Origin of the sequence: Streptomyces sp. cg35 (genome assembly GCF_050410835.1) — a bacterium.
In the GTDB taxonomy this organism is placed as follows: Bacteria; Actinomycetota; Actinomycetes; order Streptomycetales; family Streptomycetaceae; genus Streptomyces.
This window is the reverse complement of the sequence record NZ_CP191268.1, coordinates 2,585,414-2,600,299: the sequence shown is the minus strand read 5'-3', so window position 1 is coordinate 2,600,299 and position 14,886 is coordinate 2,585,414. Positions and strand designations below refer to the sequence as shown.

The 14,886-nt window shown below is 67.3% G+C and carries 21 protein-coding genes; 6 read left to right on the top strand and 15 right to left on the bottom strand.

What is annotated here, in order from left to right:
- Window positions 1-26 precede the first annotated feature (26 nt).
- Together frr and ACQUQD_RS11885 are read left to right on the top strand one after the other, a co-directional pair.
- On the top strand, window positions 27-584 hold the full coding sequence (gene frr, locus ACQUQD_RS11890) for a ribosome recycling factor (protein WP_428952027.1): 558 nt from the start codon (window positions 27-29) through the stop codon (window positions 582-584).
- 32 nt (window positions 585-616) lie between these two features.
- Entirely contained in the window at window positions 617-1,768 is a 1,152-nt protein-coding gene (locus ACQUQD_RS11885; RefSeq protein WP_428952026.1) for a phosphatidate cytidylyltransferase, read from the top strand.
- A 115-nt stretch (window positions 1,769-1,883) separates the two neighbouring features.
- Here the strand turns inward: ACQUQD_RS11885 and ACQUQD_RS11880 are convergent, their stop codons facing one another.
- Window positions 1,884-2,312 (bottom strand): hypothetical protein, encoded by a 429-nt coding sequence (locus ACQUQD_RS11880; RefSeq protein WP_428952025.1) that lies wholly within the window; start codon window positions 2,310-2,312, stop codon window positions 1,884-1,886.
- Between the two features lie 112 nt (window positions 2,313-2,424).
- Here ACQUQD_RS11880 and ACQUQD_RS11875 point away from each other — a divergent pair, with 112 nt between their 5' ends.
- Window positions 2,425-2,817, top strand: a complete 393-nt coding sequence (locus tag ACQUQD_RS11875) for a hypothetical protein (protein WP_428952024.1) — start codon at window positions 2,425-2,427, stop codon at window positions 2,815-2,817.
- Window positions 2,818-3,020: 203 nt separating this feature from the next.
- Here the strand turns inward: ACQUQD_RS11875 and ACQUQD_RS11870 are convergent, their stop codons facing one another.
- The 13 genes from ACQUQD_RS11870 to ACQUQD_RS11810 form a co-directional block, all read right to left on the bottom strand.
- Complete coding sequence (locus ACQUQD_RS11870; protein ID WP_428952023.1) at window positions 3,021-3,560, bottom strand: hypothetical protein; 540 nt, start codon at window positions 3,558-3,560, stop codon at window positions 3,021-3,023.
- A gap of 414 nt (window positions 3,561-3,974) precedes the next feature.
- Window positions 3,975-4,385 carry a hypothetical protein gene (locus tag ACQUQD_RS11865; RefSeq protein ID WP_428952022.1) on the bottom strand — a complete coding sequence of 137 codons (411 nt, stop codon included), beginning with the start codon at window positions 4,383-4,385 and terminating at the stop codon, window positions 3,975-3,977.
- Window positions 4,386-4,543: 158 nt separating this feature from the next.
- Window positions 4,544-5,770, bottom strand: coding sequence for a tyrosine-type recombinase/integrase (locus ACQUQD_RS11860; RefSeq protein ID WP_428952021.1), 1,227 nt, complete (start codon window positions 5,768-5,770; stop codon window positions 4,544-4,546).
- On the bottom strand, window positions 5,770-5,967 hold the full coding sequence (locus ACQUQD_RS11855; RefSeq protein ID WP_338701022.1) for a helix-turn-helix transcriptional regulator: 198 nt from the start codon (window positions 5,965-5,967) through the stop codon (window positions 5,770-5,772). Before ACQUQD_RS11855 ends, ACQUQD_RS11860 begins: the two co-directional genes overlap by 1 nt.
- Before the next feature lie 2 nt (window positions 5,968-5,969).
- On the bottom strand, window positions 5,970-7,358 hold the full coding sequence (gene repSA / locus ACQUQD_RS11850) for a replication initiator protein RepSA (protein WP_428952020.1): 1,389 nt from the start codon (window positions 7,356-7,358) through the stop codon (window positions 5,970-5,972).
- Window positions 7,359-7,365: 7 nt separating this feature from the next.
- Window positions 7,366-7,548: a hypothetical protein gene (locus ACQUQD_RS11845; RefSeq protein ID WP_428952019.1), complete on the bottom strand. Its 183-nt coding sequence runs from the start codon at window positions 7,546-7,548 to the stop codon at window positions 7,366-7,368.
- A 91-nt stretch (window positions 7,549-7,639) separates the two neighbouring features.
- Entirely contained in the window at window positions 7,640-7,966 is a 327-nt protein-coding gene (locus ACQUQD_RS11840; RefSeq protein WP_428952018.1) for a SpdD-like protein, read from the bottom strand.
- A 24-nt stretch (window positions 7,967-7,990) separates the two neighbouring features.
- Entirely contained in the window at window positions 7,991-8,146 is a 156-nt protein-coding gene (locus tag ACQUQD_RS11835; RefSeq protein ID WP_428952017.1) for a hypothetical protein, read from the bottom strand.
- A gap of 9 nt (window positions 8,147-8,155) precedes the next feature.
- Window positions 8,156-8,344 carry a mobile element transfer protein gene (locus ACQUQD_RS11830; protein ID WP_428952016.1) on the bottom strand — a complete coding sequence of 63 codons (189 nt, stop codon included), beginning with the start codon at window positions 8,342-8,344 and terminating at the stop codon, window positions 8,156-8,158.
- Window positions 8,345-8,364: 20 nt separating this feature from the next.
- Window positions 8,365-9,045, bottom strand: coding sequence for a DUF2637 domain-containing protein (locus ACQUQD_RS11825; protein ID WP_428952015.1), 681 nt, complete (start codon window positions 9,043-9,045; stop codon window positions 8,365-8,367).
- Window positions 9,046-9,177: 132 nt separating this feature from the next.
- Complete coding sequence (locus tag ACQUQD_RS11820; RefSeq protein WP_428952014.1) at window positions 9,178-10,515, bottom strand: FtsK/SpoIIIE domain-containing protein; 1,338 nt, start codon at window positions 10,513-10,515, stop codon at window positions 9,178-9,180.
- Between the two features lie 3 nt (window positions 10,516-10,518).
- Complete coding sequence (locus ACQUQD_RS11815) at window positions 10,519-10,851, bottom strand: hypothetical protein (RefSeq protein ID WP_338701037.1); 333 nt, start codon at window positions 10,849-10,851, stop codon at window positions 10,519-10,521.
- Window positions 10,852-10,985: 134 nt separating this feature from the next.
- Window positions 10,986-11,765, bottom strand: a complete 780-nt coding sequence (locus ACQUQD_RS11810) for a GntR family transcriptional regulator (protein ID WP_428952013.1) — start codon at window positions 11,763-11,765, stop codon at window positions 10,986-10,988.
- A gap of 18 nt (window positions 11,766-11,783) precedes the next feature.
- Here ACQUQD_RS11810 and ACQUQD_RS11805 point away from each other — a divergent pair, with 18 nt between their 5' ends.
- From ACQUQD_RS11805 to ACQUQD_RS11795, 3 genes are all read left to right on the top strand, one after another.
- Window positions 11,784-12,260 carry an NUDIX hydrolase gene (locus ACQUQD_RS11805; RefSeq protein WP_428957527.1) on the top strand — a complete coding sequence of 159 codons (477 nt, stop codon included), beginning with the start codon at window positions 11,784-11,786 and terminating at the stop codon, window positions 12,258-12,260.
- Window positions 12,261-12,841: 581 nt separating this feature from the next.
- Window positions 12,842-13,456: a hypothetical protein gene (locus tag ACQUQD_RS11800; protein WP_428952012.1), complete on the top strand. Its 615-nt coding sequence runs from the start codon at window positions 12,842-12,844 to the stop codon at window positions 13,454-13,456.
- Between the two features lie 65 nt (window positions 13,457-13,521).
- Entirely contained in the window at window positions 13,522-14,265 is a 744-nt protein-coding gene (locus ACQUQD_RS11795) for a hypothetical protein (RefSeq protein ID WP_428952011.1), read from the top strand.
- 152 nt (window positions 14,266-14,417) lie between these two features.
- Here ACQUQD_RS11795 and ACQUQD_RS11790 read toward each other — a convergent pair whose 3' ends face one another.
- Window positions 14,418-14,756 carry a hypothetical protein gene (locus ACQUQD_RS11790; protein ID WP_428952010.1) on the bottom strand — a complete coding sequence of 113 codons (339 nt, stop codon included), beginning with the start codon at window positions 14,754-14,756 and terminating at the stop codon, window positions 14,418-14,420.
- Window positions 14,757-14,886: the final 130 nt, after the last annotated feature.

The window sequence follows — 14,886 nt, the reverse complement described above, 5'->3', positions numbered from 1 at the left end:
TCACTCAAGACACGCAGGAGCAAGTGGTGATCGAAGAGACCCTCCTCGAGGCCGAGGAAAAGATGGAGAAGGCCGTCGTGGTCGCCAAGGAGGACTTCGCCGCGATCCGCACCGGTCGTGCGCACCCGGCGATGTTCAACAAGATCGTGGCCGACTACTACGGCGCGCTGACGCCGATCAACCAGCTGGCCTCGTTCTCGGTGCCCGAGCCGCGGATGGCCGTGGTGACCCCGTTCGACAAGAGCGCGCTGCGCAACATCGAGCAGGCGATCCGCGACTCCGACCTGGGCGTCAACCCGAGCAACGACGGCAACATCATTCGTGTGACGTTCCCCGAGCTCACCGAGGAGCGCCGCCGCGACTACATCAAGGTCGCCAAGAACAAGGCGGAGGACAGCAAGGTGTCCATCCGTTCGGTCCGCCGCAAGGCCAAGGACGCCATCGACAAGGCGGTCAAGGACGGCGAGATCGGCGAGGACGAGGGCCGTCGCGGCGAGAAGGAACTGGACGACACCACCGCCAAGTACGTGGCCCAGGTGGACGAGCTGCTCAAGCACAAGGAAGCCGAGCTGCTCGAAGTCTGAGCGAGCGCGGAACATCGAGGTTCGAGGAATCCGTGAACGACTCTTCCTGGGGGGCGCCGCAGACCGGGCCCGGGTACTGGGGCCCCGCCGATCAGGGCCAGGGGCCCGCGTACGGTCAGGGCCCCTCGTACGACCAGGGGCGTGCTCCGGCGGGTCCCGCGTACGAACGGCACGCGGTTGAGGAGACTCGGCCCATGCCCATCGTGCCCGATATGCCTGATGTGCCCGCCGGTGGCGGTGACCAGGACGACCGGGGGGCCGCTCGGCTGAGTGGTCCCCTGTTCCGCGACGAGACGCCGCAGGAGCCCATGCCCAGCGCAGCACCGCAGCCCGCCCCCGCCGCGCCGCAGGAGCCCCTGCCGAAGCAGAAGAAGAGCGCGGGCCGGGACCTCGGGGCGGCCATAGGGGTCGGTGTCGGACTCGGTGCGGTGATCGTCGCGTCGTTGTTCGTCGTCAAGGCCGTGTTCGTCGGCGTGATAGCGGTCGCCGTCGTCGTCGGCCTGTGGGAGCTGACCTCGCGGCTGGAGGAGCGCAAGGCCATCAAGGCCCCGCTCGTGCCGCTCGCCGTCGGCGGTGCGGCGATGGTGGTCGCCGGATACGTCCGCGGGGCCGAGGGTGCCTGGGTGGCGATGGCGCTGACCGCCCTCGCCGTCCTGGTGTGGCGGATGACCGAGCCGCCCGAGGGCTATCTGAAGGACGTCACGGCGGGGGTCTTCGCCGCGTTCTACGTGCCGTTCCTCGCGACGTTCGTGGCGATGATGCTCACCGCGGACGACGGGGCGTGGCGCGTACTGACGTTCCTGATCCTGACCGTGGTCAGCGACACCGGCGCGTACGCCGTCGGCTGGCGATTCGGCAAGCACAAGCTCGCGCCGCGCATCAGCCCCGGCAAGACCCGCGAGGGCCTGGTCGGCGCGGTGACGTTCGCGATGGTGGCGGGCGTGCTGTGCATGCAGTTCCTGGTGGACGACGGCACGTGGTGGCAGGGCCTGGTCCTCGGCGTCTGCGTCGCCGCCAGCGCCACCCTCGGTGACCTGGGCGAGTCCATGATCAAGCGGGACCTCGGCATCAAGGACATGGGCACGCTGCTCCCCGGCCACGGGGGCATCATGGACCGCCTCGACTCCTTGCTGCCGACCGCGCCGGTGGTGTGGTTGCTGCTGGTGCTGTTCGTGGGGTCCTGAGCGGCTGAGCCGACGGCTCTCGCCGATTCGACACGAGCCCTCGCCCTTCGGGTGGGGGCTCGTCGTCGTGCGGAGCCGGTGGCGCGCGGCCGTGGGTGGGCGGGGCGGGGGCTGGTCACGCCGGCGGGGGCTGCCGCCGAGGCAGGCGCAGGAGGAGGACCGTCATGAGGTTGGCCAGCAGCATGCTGAAGACCAACCCGGGCGCCCAGCCGAGAAAGGCCAGAACCGGGATGCTGATCAGTCCGTAGGCGACGGCGCGGACGCGGGCCGTCCTGGTGAGGTCCTTGAGGCTCGCGATGATCATGAACATGGGTCCGGTCCAGCACAGGCACATCGCGGCTACCGCCCAGACGGTTCCCATCGTGTACAGAGCGCCTTGCCCGTAGCCGTCGCTCTCCCCTCCGAAGGCGTCCGGAGCGAGCAGCCCGATCGCGGCCCCTACGACGAGGTGGCTCAGGACGTAGGCGGCCACGGCGGTCAAGAACCAGGCCACGCTCGACACGAAGCGGTGCAGGAGGGCGCGCAGAAGGGCTCGTGTGTTCACTCTTGGAGTCTTGGCGCGGCCGCGGCTGGCGGGGGCGGCCACTGGCCCTGTCTGCGCCGGCGAAAGTCCCGACTGTTGACCTCAATCAAGGTTGAGGTACGACGATGACGGCATGACGACACAGGACAGCGTTCTGCTCTTCCGTAACACGATGCGCATCACCGAAGGCCATGTGGTCGAGTTCCGTGAGGCCATCGCGAACGCGGTGGACTTCGCCCAGCGGCACGGACCGCAGCTGATGGTGCAGACGTTCATCGACGAGAGCCGGATGCTCGCGCACAGCTTCCAGCTCTACCAGGACTCCGATGCCGTCCGCGCCCACTGGGCACTCTCCGACCCCTACATCCAGGACGTGATGAAGCACTGCAGCGTCGACCGCTTCGAGGTCTTCGGGCAGCCGGACCCCGACGTGGCCCAGGGCCTGCGCTCCGTGCTCGGGGAGGGCGCCCGGATCACGTTCTCCCCGCGGACGGCAGGGTTCCTGCGCGGGGCGAGTCTCGACTGAACCGGGCCGGCGTCCTGGCCGACGGGCCGGCGGTTCCCTCTGTGAGGCCGGTAGAGCCATGCCTGGTCCTGCGGAACGGACAGGATCCGATATCAAAGGCCCTGAACTGCGTGCTGGGTGCGGATCGAGAGCCCTGTGCGGTAGTACTTCCCGCGCAGTAGCAGGCAGGCGTCCCGACAGCCGCGCACGCCTCGGCTGCTTCGTCAGGGCCAGGCATCTGTCCGGGACCTGCGCTGGTCCGACAGACGGTACTGGCCCACTTCGGGGTCGGGAGGGCCGTCCATACCCAGGTCCTTTCGCATCACCTCACGCAGGCGGGCGTTCTCCCGCCAGAGATCTGCGCGGCAGACCCGGTAGGCGCTGCTCCGGATGTCAGGCTCCTCGACGAGTCGGTCCCGCATCATCGCCAAGGCGTCACACGTCTTCTCGGCGAGCACGATGATCTCGGCGGGGGCGGTGAGTGAGAGATTCTGTCTCAGGCGCCAGATGCCTGCGCTGTCGAGAGCTTGATGAAGCGCGCCGTAAAGGGCATCGCCGGACGGGTGGTCGGGTTGCAGAACCACGCTCCGCAAGGTCGAGTGGCCGCTGCTCAGTGCCATCAGGAACTCCGAGTACACGGCTCTGCGTGTCTGTGCCGCTTCCCTCACCTGATCGCGACGCCATCGGATGCGGTCGGCGACCAGCGCGGACCCCACGCCGACCACAGCCCCTGCCAAGGTGCTCACTGGTGATATCCAGTCCATCGGTGAGTGTTACCCCGATGTCCGATATCCGCTAACTCGTTTGGCTGTCAGTGAGGCCGAGGACTCGGCTGCTGGCGACTGCTCTCAGCGTGCCCGATTGGCCCCGTCCATGCGCTCTGATCTCGTGCTTTAGGGGTGCCCCGGGCTGTCTGCGGGCCGTCCGAGAGAAGCCGAGTGCGCCTTCAACGGCCGTCGATGACCCCTTGCGGAAGCGACGACAGCAGGTCAGGCCATCTGATCTGCGACACTGGTACAGCCATGCCTAAGCCCGGAGAACTGGCAGTGATCCGGCATCAAAAAGGCCCCCGACCTGCGCGTTTGGCGCGGATCAGGGGCCTCTTTTGGGTTACTGGGCCGTGTCTGGGCCGTCAGAGCTGGACGCGGCCCTCCCCCACCGGCCTCAGCTGTGGTCAGCTATTTCCCGTGTAGGAGCAGGTAGACGACGGTGAAGGCAACGAGCGCATGGCCGCACAAGGTCAGGCGCGCCCCCCAGGTGTACGCCTTCCCGCCTTTTGCCCACACCCCTTGCTGTCCCGTCCAGAGTTCGTAGGCGCGGCGGGCGTTGCCTGAGGCGAGACACCGGGTGATCGCGATACGGGCCCGATGCACGCCCTGCACGTATCGGAAGAACAGGGCGCTACCGCTGAGCGCTACGACGATACCGACAACCAGGACTGTTCTCATGGCGAGTGGCATGCCCAGCAATCGCTCGAACGGCAGCTGTGTCAGGGTGATCACGACCGCAGTAAGTGAGACCGTCATATAGGTCGTGACGTGGCGTGCGTCCTCGCTCGTTAGCTCCGTCAACGCGGATATGTACTGCATCCTCCGGTCTTCTGGTCCATCGAAGTCCGAGTGATCCGCTGGGAAGGCAATGTTCGACATGTTCCCCCGAGTCCGTGATCGCGTACAGACATGTTCCATGCGAGGTGCACAGCCTTCCCAGCCCTTCGTCTCCTGAACCGGCGGTCGTTGACGGGCGCTCAGCGACGCATCGCGTCGTCGATGACCCGCCTGGTGCGTTCCTGGCTTGTCGGCATGAGGTGGGCGTACACCCGCAGCGTCAGCGCCGGGTCGGTGTGCCCCAGGTACTGGCTCACGGCCTTGATGCTCTCCCCGGCGTCCAGGAGGACGGACGCGTAGAAGTGCCTCAGCGCGTGCATGCCGTGCTCGCGGGCCGACTCGTACTTGCCGTCGGGCCCGGCGTCCGGGATGAGGCCAGCGAGCGCGAGAGCAGGCTTCCAGTCCTGGACGTTGAAGTTGCTGCGCCACACGATCCCGTTCGCGGCGTTCGTGAACAGGAGACGAGCCGTCACCTTCGGGCCGTCCGGCTTCCGCCACGGCAGCGTGATCTCAACCGGCTTGAAGACGTCCAAGTGGATGCGCAGCGCCTCAGCGACGTACGACGGCAGCGGGACGTCACGCTCCTTGCCGCACTTCGGCGGGGCGAACACGGCCTTGCCCCGGATGAGCTTCACCTGACGGACCACGCGCAGGATGCCGGCATCGAAGTCGATTGCGTCTTCAGCAAGTCCGACGATCTCGCCCTGACGGAGGCCGCACCCGGCGCCCGTGTCCACCATGGTCCGGTAGCGCTGGGGGAGCGCTGCGCGAACGGCCTGCACCTGCGTGGGCAGCCATGGAACGACGCGCCGCCGCTCAGCAGTCGGCGGGCGGACGGACTTCGCAGAGCACGGGTTCCGGGACAGGAGACCGTCGTCCACGGCTGCGCTCAGCACGGCACGAACGTCGCCGTAGATGTTGCGCGCGTAGGCGCCGCTCACTGCCGGGTTGGCCTCCAGGGCGCTGGCGAGCTGGCGGATGTGCTCGGGGCGGAACGAGTCCAGCGGGCGTGTGCCGATCACCGGGAACGCGTGCAGTCGAAGCCGCTGCTCCGTGACGATCTGGCTCGACACGTCAGCGGTGTGCGCCGTGAGCCACTTCTCGGCGTACTTCTTGAAGGTGATCCGAGCGGCGCGAGGATCGACGTAGTTGCCGCGAGACATGTCCGAAGCAATGTCGATCAGCCATTGCTCCGCGAGCCGCTTCTGCCGGTCCGGAAAGCTCTTGGACTTCTCGGATCCGTCCGGCCCGATGTAGCGGGCGCGATAGCGGAGACCGACGCCGTAGCGGTCGCTCTTGACCTTGACGGGCTTGCCGTCCTGGCCGGGCTCGACCTTGAACCAGCGGTCTTGGATGTGTCCGGCCATCAGGCGGCGGCTCCTTCCATGAGGGAACCGACCCAGGCGCGGACGTCGGCGGGGTCGAAACGAAGGTGCCGGCCGACGCGGAATCCCTTCGGACCCGTGCGCTTGCGACGCCACTGGTAGACGGTCTCGACCGAGACGCCCAGGAGTTCGGCGACGTCAACAGGGGTCATGTAGCGGTCGGGCAAGGCGTGCTGCATAGTCACCACTCCTTCTCGTCTGCCAGGTCTGCAAGTGCCTCGCGTGCTGTCTCGCGGTTCATTTGGATATCGCGGCGGATGTTGGCGGCGAACCAGGACTCACCAGGGGAGTGGCCATGTCCCGCGTAGGCCCAGTGCGCGAGGGTGAGCGTGGTCTCCTCGGGGATTTCGTCGGGGTCGGGCAGGCCGAGGGAGGCGCGGTGTTGGGCGGCGCGGTAGTCGGCGCGGACCTGGCGGAGGGCGCCGAGGGTGGTGGAGAAGCGGCGGGATTTGGTGGAGAAGTGGCCGCGGAAGCCGAGCATGTGGGCCCAGTCGCGGAGCTTGCGGTCCGGGTAGGCGGCGTGCAGGTCGAGGCAGGTCTCGATCAGACGGCGCGGGTGGTCGGGCACGTCCAGGAGGACCAGGGCTTCCTTGTTGCCGATGCGGCGGTCGACTGTGCCGGTGGTCTCGGCGGCCTTGGTGGCGTACTTGGCGACGTAGGAGGCCACGGCCTGTTCGGTGACCTCGGAGCCGTCGCCGAAGGCCTTGATGGGCTGGACGTCGAGCCGGTCGCCCCAGCAGAAGACGCGGGCGGGGTGGTCGCCGGAGGCGTCCAGGTCGACGCGGACGCGAGCAGCTGCAGCGCGGATCGCGTCGGTCAGCAGCGCGAGTGTGGCCCAGTGTGGGGGAGGGGAGTCGGGACCGTCTGAGCCGTCGAAGCGGATGACGGCGTGGAAGTGGATGGCGCCTCGCTTCTGGTACTCGGCGACCTTCCCGAAGGAGAGCCGGGACTGTTCCTTGGCTGCCTTCTGAGTGAGTCCGGCGCGGGCGGCGATCTCGCGGCGCAGGTAGATCGTGAAGTAGCGCCACAGGTCGGAGGCGTGGTTGTTCCACAGCACCGAGCCCGCGTAGTCATAGGTGTCGGGGTCGAGCGGTGTGCCCAACTCGGCAGCTTCTTCCGGGTGTTGGGCTCCGCAGCGGCACGGCCGGGTGCTGGGTCGGTTGTGAACGGGGCCGAAGCTGGGAGCGGTCAGGGTGGCGAAGACGCGGGGGTGCTCGCGCAGGGTGCGTGGGGTGCCCTTGTCGGGGTCGCCGACGAGTCCGGCGCGGATCAGGTGGTAGGTGTCGCCCGCGTAGGTCCAGGCGCAGGAGGGGCAGCGTGAGGCGCGGCGGTTGCCGCAGGCGACCCGGAGCCGTCCGCCCGGTTCGGTGTCGGTGGAGTAGCTGTAGAGGACCTGGCCGGTGGCGCGGTCGCGGGTGACGGTGGCGCCCTGGAGGTGGATCGGGTCGGAGCAGCCGCCGGTGCGCTTGATCTGGTCTTGGATGCGGTCGAAGCCCGGGGACCCGGCGACCCTCAGCACGTCGGCGAGGGTGGCCGGGTCCAGGCCCGCCATGGTGGCGGTGTCGGTCATCGGTCGGTCACCGGCCCGCGCGGGCGAGGACGGCACGGGTGGTGTGGCCGTGGCCGTTGCAGGTGCGGCAGGTGGCGGTGAGGGTCTGGCGGAAGCCGTCCCGGTCGCGCAGACCGGTGGTGATCGCGACGACGGGGAAGCCGTCGCAGTCGGAGCAGATGCGTGCGCGGGCAGGGGTGAGCTGGGCCATGATGGTTCTTCCTTCCGGATCTGTTGGTTCGGGCAGGAGGCACGGCTCCGGAGCGGGCGAGACTTGGCGGTTGAGACCGCTCCGGGGCCGGTCAGCGGTGGTTCTTGATCTCGCTGTTGATGAGCGAGCGGACGACGAGCGCGACGATGGCGAGCGACCCGGCGGTGATGGCGACCGCGAGGAGCATGGAGACCAGCACGGCGCCGATCACGAGGACGCCCGCAGTGCCGCCGCCGACGAGCAGCGCGACCGAGCCGGGGGTGAGCTGCACGGTGGGGCGGTTGGTCGCGGCCGGGGTGGGGGCCGGGTGCTGGCAGTTGCAGGCCGGGGCGTGCTGGTGGCCGTCCACGGCGTTGGTGTCGAGCGGGATGATCTGGCCGGTGGGCTGGTCGTTGACCGGGATCTTCGGCGTGAACACGGGCGTACTCCCTTCCGGGGCAGGTCAGTTGATGAGGGAGTCGACGGCGGGGCCGAGGAAGCTGTCGGCGATGAGGTAGCCGCCGAGCAGGAGCAGGATCACGAGCCACCAGGGCGGGCGGACGAGCTTGATGCCGAGCCATCCGACGACGATCAGGGCGAGCCAGAGCGGGACGTCCACGGCGGTCTCCTAGGCGGTGCAGCGGTGGGTGCGGGCGGCGAGCTCGGCGGCGGAACGGTTGTCGTACTCCGTGGAGAAATCACAGCGGGGCGCGGTGCAGGCAGCCGTGTGGCGTTCGCGGCCGCGCCCGTCGAAGAAGGTGGCGACCTGGACGGGGCCGAACTTCTGCACGTTGCGGAACCGGCGGTATGCGCTCATGTCGGGGACGTCCTTTCTGATCAGGCGAGTTGGAGGTGAGCGGCGATCGAGTCGACGACCGGCGCGGGAAGGCCGAGTTGGGCCCGCAGGTTGGCGACCGGGAGCGGACTGCCGGTGGTCGCGTGGTGGTGGTCGGCGAGCTTTCGGGCGTGGTCCAGGAGTGCCGGCGGAACGCTCGCCGGGAGCGGCGCGGGCTCCGGGATCGGTTCGGCTGCCGGGAGTTCCTGGGCGGCCGGTTCGGGGAGTTCGGGTGTGCTGTCGGTGCGGTGCAGGTCGACCGCGGGCACGTCTTCAGTCGGCTCCGGCGCGGCAGGCACCGGGGCCGGGGTGGTCTCGGTCGGGGTGTGGACCAGGAGCGTGCCGCCGAGGAAGGCGAGCGCGGGCCATCCGGCGACGACGATGCGCAGCCAGGCCGGGACGGCGTTGAGGTCGAGGAGTCCGGCGGTGGCGATGTTCGCGCCGAGCGAGGCGAACAGAGCGATCACGAACCAGGCCCAGGCGGCGCGGTCACGGCGGCTTGTGCGCAGACGCCGCCAGGCCGCGACGAGGAGCAGGTCGACGCTGATCGGGTAGGCCCAGGCCTTCCAGCCGGACTGTCCGGCGGCGTCGGCCAGGTCGTGCAGGTGAGAGAAGGACAGGGCTCCGGCGATCACGGCTTGGATGAGTACGGCGTCCAGGCGGATCGAGCGGTTCACCGTCATCACCTCCTAGCAGGGATGGGGCCGAGCGGGGCGGGGAGCAGGGGCTCCGGCCGCCCGGCTTCGGCGGATTCAGGCATGGGTGGGGTAGGGACCTGGCGCGAGACGGTCGCGCCGACCGGAGAGCGAGGAGCGTCAGGGGAACGCGGGTGCCGTCGTCGGCATGGGCGGGATCGTCGGCGCCGGGACCGAAACGGCCGGCCGGAAGGGAGCCAGGGCCGGAAGATCCGGGATCAGGTGAGCGAACTCGCGGCAGGTGGCCATGGTTTCGTCGACCGAGGTGTACGGGGTTCGGATGTGTCCCCAGCCGCCCGAAGCGTCGGCGGCAACGGCCTGCCCAGGCCGGTCGGCGGGGATGGTGCACGCGGCCGGGACGGACTCCGGGGCCACGTCGTTCAGCCCCATCTCTGCCGTCTGCTTGTCGTTGACGCGGTGCACCACGCGGCCGGTGAGCTGGGCACGAAGCATGGTCGCGCCCTTGCCCAGCTCGGAGCCGAAGCGCTGCCCAGAGATCTCCAGGTAGATACCCACCGCGCGGGAGAGCTGGGCCAGGCGGATCATCCCGGTGACGATGCGCTCCCGGCGCTCCTCGTCCTTCTTGGAGGAGATCAGGAAGAGTTCCGCGATCTCGTCGACCAGGACCACGACCGGCGCCGGGCGCAGGTCCTCGGGCAGCTCCCACAGGTCCGAGACGGCGTGCTTGGCCAGCAGATCGAAGCGGTCTTCCATCTCCGCCACCAGCACATCGACCAGTGAGGCAGCGTCGTCGGGGTTGGTCGCGAGCGCGGACAGGCGCGGGGCGTAGCGGGCCTGCTCGACCCCGCGCTTGCAGTCCATCCCCACCAGAGCGACGGGCAGTTGAGCGAGCCCCTTGATCAGGTTGCGCTGGTACATGGACTTGCCGGACTGGTTCGCGCCGAGGGTGAGCGCGTGCGGGATCTCGCGGTAGTCCCGCAGATACGCCGTACCGTCGTCCCGGAGTGCGACCGGCACCACCAGGTCGTGCGGGGCCGTCTTCTTTGGCAACTGCACCCGGCGCAGCAGGTCATGCCCGGTCATCCGCAGTTCGACATAGCCCGGCTTCTTGGCGATCACCTGGACCGAGTGGACGCCCCAGGCGTGCCGCAGCCGCTCGGATGCGGCGGCCAGGTCGGCGGGCTCCAGACCGGCGGGAAGCCGCAGCGTGACCCGCAGACCGGTCGAAGTGCCCCGCACCCGGCGGATCTTCGGAGCCACCGGCCGGACCTCGTGGCGGGCGACCCGGCGGGACATGAACGCTCGTAGTCCCGACGGCTGGACTGTCAGCCCGCACACATCCATCGTGTTCCGGTACGAGAGAGCGAACCGGCCCCAGGTCATCGGCAGGCCCACGGCCGCCCAGTAGACGCGCGGAGCCTTGTACTTGGCGTAGGTGACGCCCCCAGCACCCGCTATGGCGCCCGACGCCTCGAACCACACGGCCAGGTCAGCCACGGCTCAGACCCCCGACGTGATCGCGATCGCGCGGAACGAGATCCCGTGCCGCTTCTCGCCGTTGAAGGTGTTCTCCCAGTCACGGGCCTTGAGCCCGGTCACCCGCACCGGAGTGCCCGGCGCGAGGCCCTCGGGGATGCCCGTCTCCGGGACGGTCACCTGGTAGAGGTTGCCCTCTCCCTCGTCCGAGACCAGCAGGCCCACCGTCGACAGCGCGACGCTCGGGTTGTCGCGGTCCATGGCCCGCTCGCCGGTCTTCTTGTTGATCAGCTTCGGCTCCGGTGCGGTCGCTACGAACACGACGGCGGTCTGAAGGTCGATCTTGAAGGACGGCATTGCGTCTCCTCTATACGAGCTCTTCTCCTGCACTCATGTACAGGAGTTACGAGTAGAAGAGTGCCCAACTCATGTACATGAGTCAAGCAATCAGGGTCGCTGTGCGCCGAGTTGGCCAGAAAGTGGTTCGGCTGTCAGTCCCGCGCGGCGAAGCGATAGTCCAGAACGAACTGGTCAGCGGCCATGATCGTGTCGCAGACCTCCACTACGCGATCGCCATCCGTGATCGCGTTCCGGACAAGGTGGATCACGGGCGCTCCCGGGCTCAGAGCCAAGGCGGAGCCCTCGGCCTTCGTCGCGAGGCGGGCGCTGACGGTCTCGACGAACTCGGCGAGCAGGTGGCCGTGTTCTTCAAGCCGGGCGTAGATGCCGCCGCCCCCGGGGTTCTCGGCGAACATCTCGGGGATGTCCTTCACCACGTCCCACGGCAGGTAGGAGGTCGCCTCTTCGGTGGGAACGCCGTCCCGGAAGTAACGGCGCTTGCGGGCCAGGACCTTCGAGCCCGCCGGCACTTCGAGTCGCTCAGCGATCTCCGCCGGTGCGTCAATGGGCCCGACGAACAACACGTTCACCGACGGTACCCCGCCCGACCGCTCCGCCTCGGCGAGGTAAGCAGCCTTCCCGGCCTTCCGGTGGGCCCTACGGAAGCGATCAGAGGACTTCCGCTGTACCGGCGGACGCGAGCGCACGAAGGAACCGCGGCCGTGGTGGGTCTCGATCAATTGGGTAGCGCGGAGCTCGGCCACGGCCTTGCGCACGGTGCCGGACGCGACTCCATACCGAGCCATCAGGTCCGATTCGCTGGGCACAGGAGACCCAGGCTCAAGCGTGCCCGATTGGATCTGCGCGGCCAGGTCGTCCGCGATCTGTAGGTACTTCGCCTTCGCTGAAGACGCCACGCTGTCACTCGCCATAGTCCTACAGTCTCTCCTATTCTCCTGTACATGAGTAACAGCGACCGCCAGAAGCCGTCAACGCCTCTGCACTCGGTATCCGTAGCGGGGGTTGTCGTGCGCGAGGACGGGCGCGTGCTGGTGATCCGTCGCGCCGACAACGGGCACTGGGAGCCGCCGGGCGGAGTGCTAGAGCGGGACGAGGCCATCGAGGATGGGGTGTGCCGCGAGGTCTACGAAGAGACCGGGATCAAGGTGCGCGTCGAGCGGCTCACCGGGGTGTACAAGAACATGACGATCGGGGTCGTCGCCATGGTCTTCCGATGTAGCCCGGATGGTGGGCACGAACAGCTCTCGGACGAATCGACCGCAGTGACCTGGCTTGCCCCGGACGAAGCCATGGCCGCGATGAGCGAGGCCTACAGCGTTCGCATCGCAGATGCCCTCACCGACGACACGGCGCCCCACATCCGAACCCATGACGGACGCAACCTCACCGGCCGGTCAGGCAACTAGTTCAACTGCCCGGAGCCTGAGAGCTGTTACAAGTTTCTCTACCTCATCAAGCACCCGGCTGCGCTCCGCTCCGCCGGGCGGGCTTCCCGGCTCCGCTCGGGGCTGCGCTCATGCCTTCGGCCCGCGCTGCCCCGGCTGCGCCGACGCCCGCCCACATGTGGATAGGTCCCGGAGGTCATGAGTCGAGCACCCGAGGCATCCGGCCCACGGTCACAGACGATGCCTCCGGCGGGGGATCGGCCGGCACCGGGTGGGAGGGGGCGCCGTTCGAGGCCGCGGGCGCATCGTGGCGAGCGTGGTCGGCTCCCATCCCGTCCACCGTCGACCCAGGCGGAGCCGAGCAGACGCGGCCCATGGCGTCCAGGTCGTTCGTACAGTGGCGCGCTCCACCTGGACGCCATGAACCACGCCCGCTCCACAGACGTGTGGGTCGACGGCGGACGGGATGGGAGCTGGGGTGAGTGGAGGTAAATGCGGTTGCCTGGCCGCTCGTAGGTGGCACGGGCGGAAACCTCTAACAGCCTGCGCAGTATCTGGGTTGGCTGGGACGATCTGGCTTCATCCAGAAACATGGAGGAAACATGAGAGCTCAGGAGTCTCGCATCTCTGTGGCAGTGGTCGAAACGCTCGAACACTATCCAAATGAGGTTTGGGAAATCAGACTGACCCACCTTGACATGTTCACCGAAGAGGTTCTTGACGAGCTCGACACGATCGCGTGGTGTGAGGGGAACCACTATCCCAACCACAGTTCCATCTCGGCGAAAACCGGTAAGCATAATTGGGGCGCATCCGGCTCCTTCGCTGACATCCTAATGGAAGTTTCATCGAATACTGGTGGCGGAATTGGTGCAGTAGCTATCACTGCGGCAATCAAGAGCGTCTATGAGAAGTTCAAAAAACGCTCGCAGGGGGGCGCGTGGCAGTCCATGCCCTCCGCCGAGGAGGCCGTCAGTCATGCTAAATCAAGCCTCTACCAGCACTACAATGTTGCCTTCGATAGTCTCACGGTGGTTCGCTCAGATGCCGACGCGGAGTCCCTGCGTCACGATTTCGAATTCAGCCATAGTGACGGGCGAAAGTTTGGTGCCACTGTAGGGGCGATCAAGGGAATTCCGTCCTGTATTCGTGTCTGGGCTGAGGGGGATGACCTAATGCCTCGCCCCGACCCCACTCCGCCGGACCCGGGAAACTGACCGGTGAGTAGTGGTTCGATTTCGTTCGTGCCGCGTCACACAATTGGGCTGCGAGAGGAAACATCGTGATCATCGGCGTAGTCACCACCTTGGTTGCTTCAGCTATCGTCGGACTTTGGGCTTTCGCTCGCCGGTGGCTGAAGCGCGGTGCTCCGCTTTTTGTTACAGGGGAAGTGCTAGTACCCAAGGCTTGGGAGATGGTCCTGCCCACGGATGACGCGCTGCCGCAGCACGTACCTGAGGGCGAGCGCTCCTATTTGCCTATGTACAGGCTGCTCCGCAAAAGAGGTGCCGCCGACTTCAAGGCGACCACGGTTAAATTGCTGGTAGAGAATCGCACGGAGCAGCCACTCACAATTACCAACATCGGCGTTCAGAAAATACAACAAGGTGCCCCATTTAGCGCAGCTTGGGTGCGATACCCTCCTGCGGGTGCGGCGGGTGCCATCGTTCTCGACTTTTTCCTTGATGAAGAACACCCTGACGCGTGGGAAGCTTCCTACGAGGACTCCATCACGCAACTTACCCGATCAGGAAACCGTCCATACTTCGATGGAAATTTCATCACGCTCTCCCCTGGAGAATCTCAATCACTATTGATCACTGGCCGCGCTGAGGCCATCCGATGCTCGTGGACTCTAGAAATCGAAGTCGTCCAGGCGGGCAAGCGACGAATTATCGACCTCGTACCAGAGGGTGGCCCGCTGTTCACATCTGGTACCCCCGCTGCAGGGTTCCAGCGTCAGTTGGAATGGAGCTGGTATGAGGGAGCAGACGCAGCTTTTGTTGCGCCACCCTGGCTAACTTGATCTGCGGTGCGATGCAGCGGGCGGGTCGAGGTGATGTGAGTGTCCAACTGTCTGGCAACCACGGACAGCCGTGGACGTTACGTCAGCACAGGTGACAGGCACAGCAGCCCCAGGACAACGACCACCTCAAGTTCCGTGGGAATGAAGCAGCCCTAGGCTCGGGGCTGGAGGTGGAGGAACCCGTCGGACTGGTCCAGGTGGAACGAGGGGCCAGGCCGCGTTGGGTGCCAGCCCCGGGCAAGGGCCAAGGTAATGGCGGCGCTGACATCGCTGGGCAGCACCGCGGCGCTCGGCGCTCCTAACCAGTTGCTGGCATGCGGTTGATTCGTGGTGACGACGAGGGTTGTGCCGGGGGAGTCCGCGTGATGCACCGCGTACGTACACGGCCGATCACAGAGGGCCTGGTCGTAGGTCGGCCGGCGGCGCAGGCGCCAGCGGTAAGTCGTGCCGTCGACGACGATGCGTCGCGAACCCTTGCGGCCGATGGCCATGGCGGGCCCCCATCCCGTGGACTGGCCGCGATGCTAGCTGGTCAGAGCACGGACGAGCCGAGAGTTTCGGGCCGTCCCTGGGCCGTCCGAGGCCGCTCAGCAGTGACCAACGGCGACCGACGGTGACAGG

Excerpts from the sequence above, each read along its gene's own strand:
- ACQUQD_RS11875 (WP_428952024.1), top strand. The coding sequence starts at position 2,425 with ATGACGACACAGGACAGCGTTCTGCTCTTCCGTAACACGATGCGCATC.
- ACQUQD_RS11870 (WP_428952023.1), bottom strand. The coding sequence starts at position 3,560 with ATGGACTGGATATCACCAGTGAGCACCTTGGCAGGGGCTGTGGTCGGC.
- ACQUQD_RS11865 (WP_428952022.1), bottom strand. The coding sequence starts at position 4,385 with ATGCAGTACATATCCGCGTTGACGGAGCTAACGAGCGAGGACGCACGC.
- ACQUQD_RS11860 (WP_428952021.1), bottom strand. The coding sequence starts at position 5,770 with ATGGCCGGACACATCCAAGACCGCTGGTTCAAGGTCGAGCCCGGCCAG.
- ACQUQD_RS11855 (WP_338701022.1), bottom strand. The coding sequence starts at position 5,967 with ATGCAGCACGCCTTGCCCGACCGCTACATGACCCCTGTTGACGTCGCC.
- repSA (WP_428952020.1), bottom strand. The coding sequence starts at position 7,358 with ATGACCGACACCGCCACCATGGCGGGCCTGGACCCGGCCACCCTCGCC.
- ACQUQD_RS11845 (WP_428952019.1), bottom strand. The coding sequence starts at position 7,548 with ATGGCCCAGCTCACCCCTGCCCGCGCACGCATCTGCTCCGACTGCGAC.
- ACQUQD_RS11830 (WP_428952016.1), bottom strand. The coding sequence starts at position 8,344 with ATGAGCGCATACCGCCGGTTCCGCAACGTGCAGAAGTTCGGCCCCGTC.
- ACQUQD_RS11825 (WP_428952015.1), bottom strand. The coding sequence starts at position 9,045 with ATGACGGTGAACCGCTCGATCCGCCTGGACGCCGTACTCATCCAAGCC.
- ACQUQD_RS11815 (WP_338701037.1), bottom strand. The coding sequence starts at position 10,851 with ATGCCGTCCTTCAAGATCGACCTTCAGACCGCCGTCGTGTTCGTAGCG.
- ACQUQD_RS11810 (WP_428952013.1), bottom strand. The coding sequence starts at position 11,765 with ATGGCGAGTGACAGCGTGGCGTCTTCAGCGAAGGCGAAGTACCTACAG.
- ACQUQD_RS11800 (WP_428952012.1), top strand. The coding sequence starts at position 12,842 with ATGAGAGCTCAGGAGTCTCGCATCTCTGTGGCAGTGGTCGAAACGCTC.
- ACQUQD_RS11790 (WP_428952010.1), bottom strand. The coding sequence starts at position 14,756 with ATGGCCATCGGCCGCAAGGGTTCGCGACGCATCGTCGTCGACGGCACG.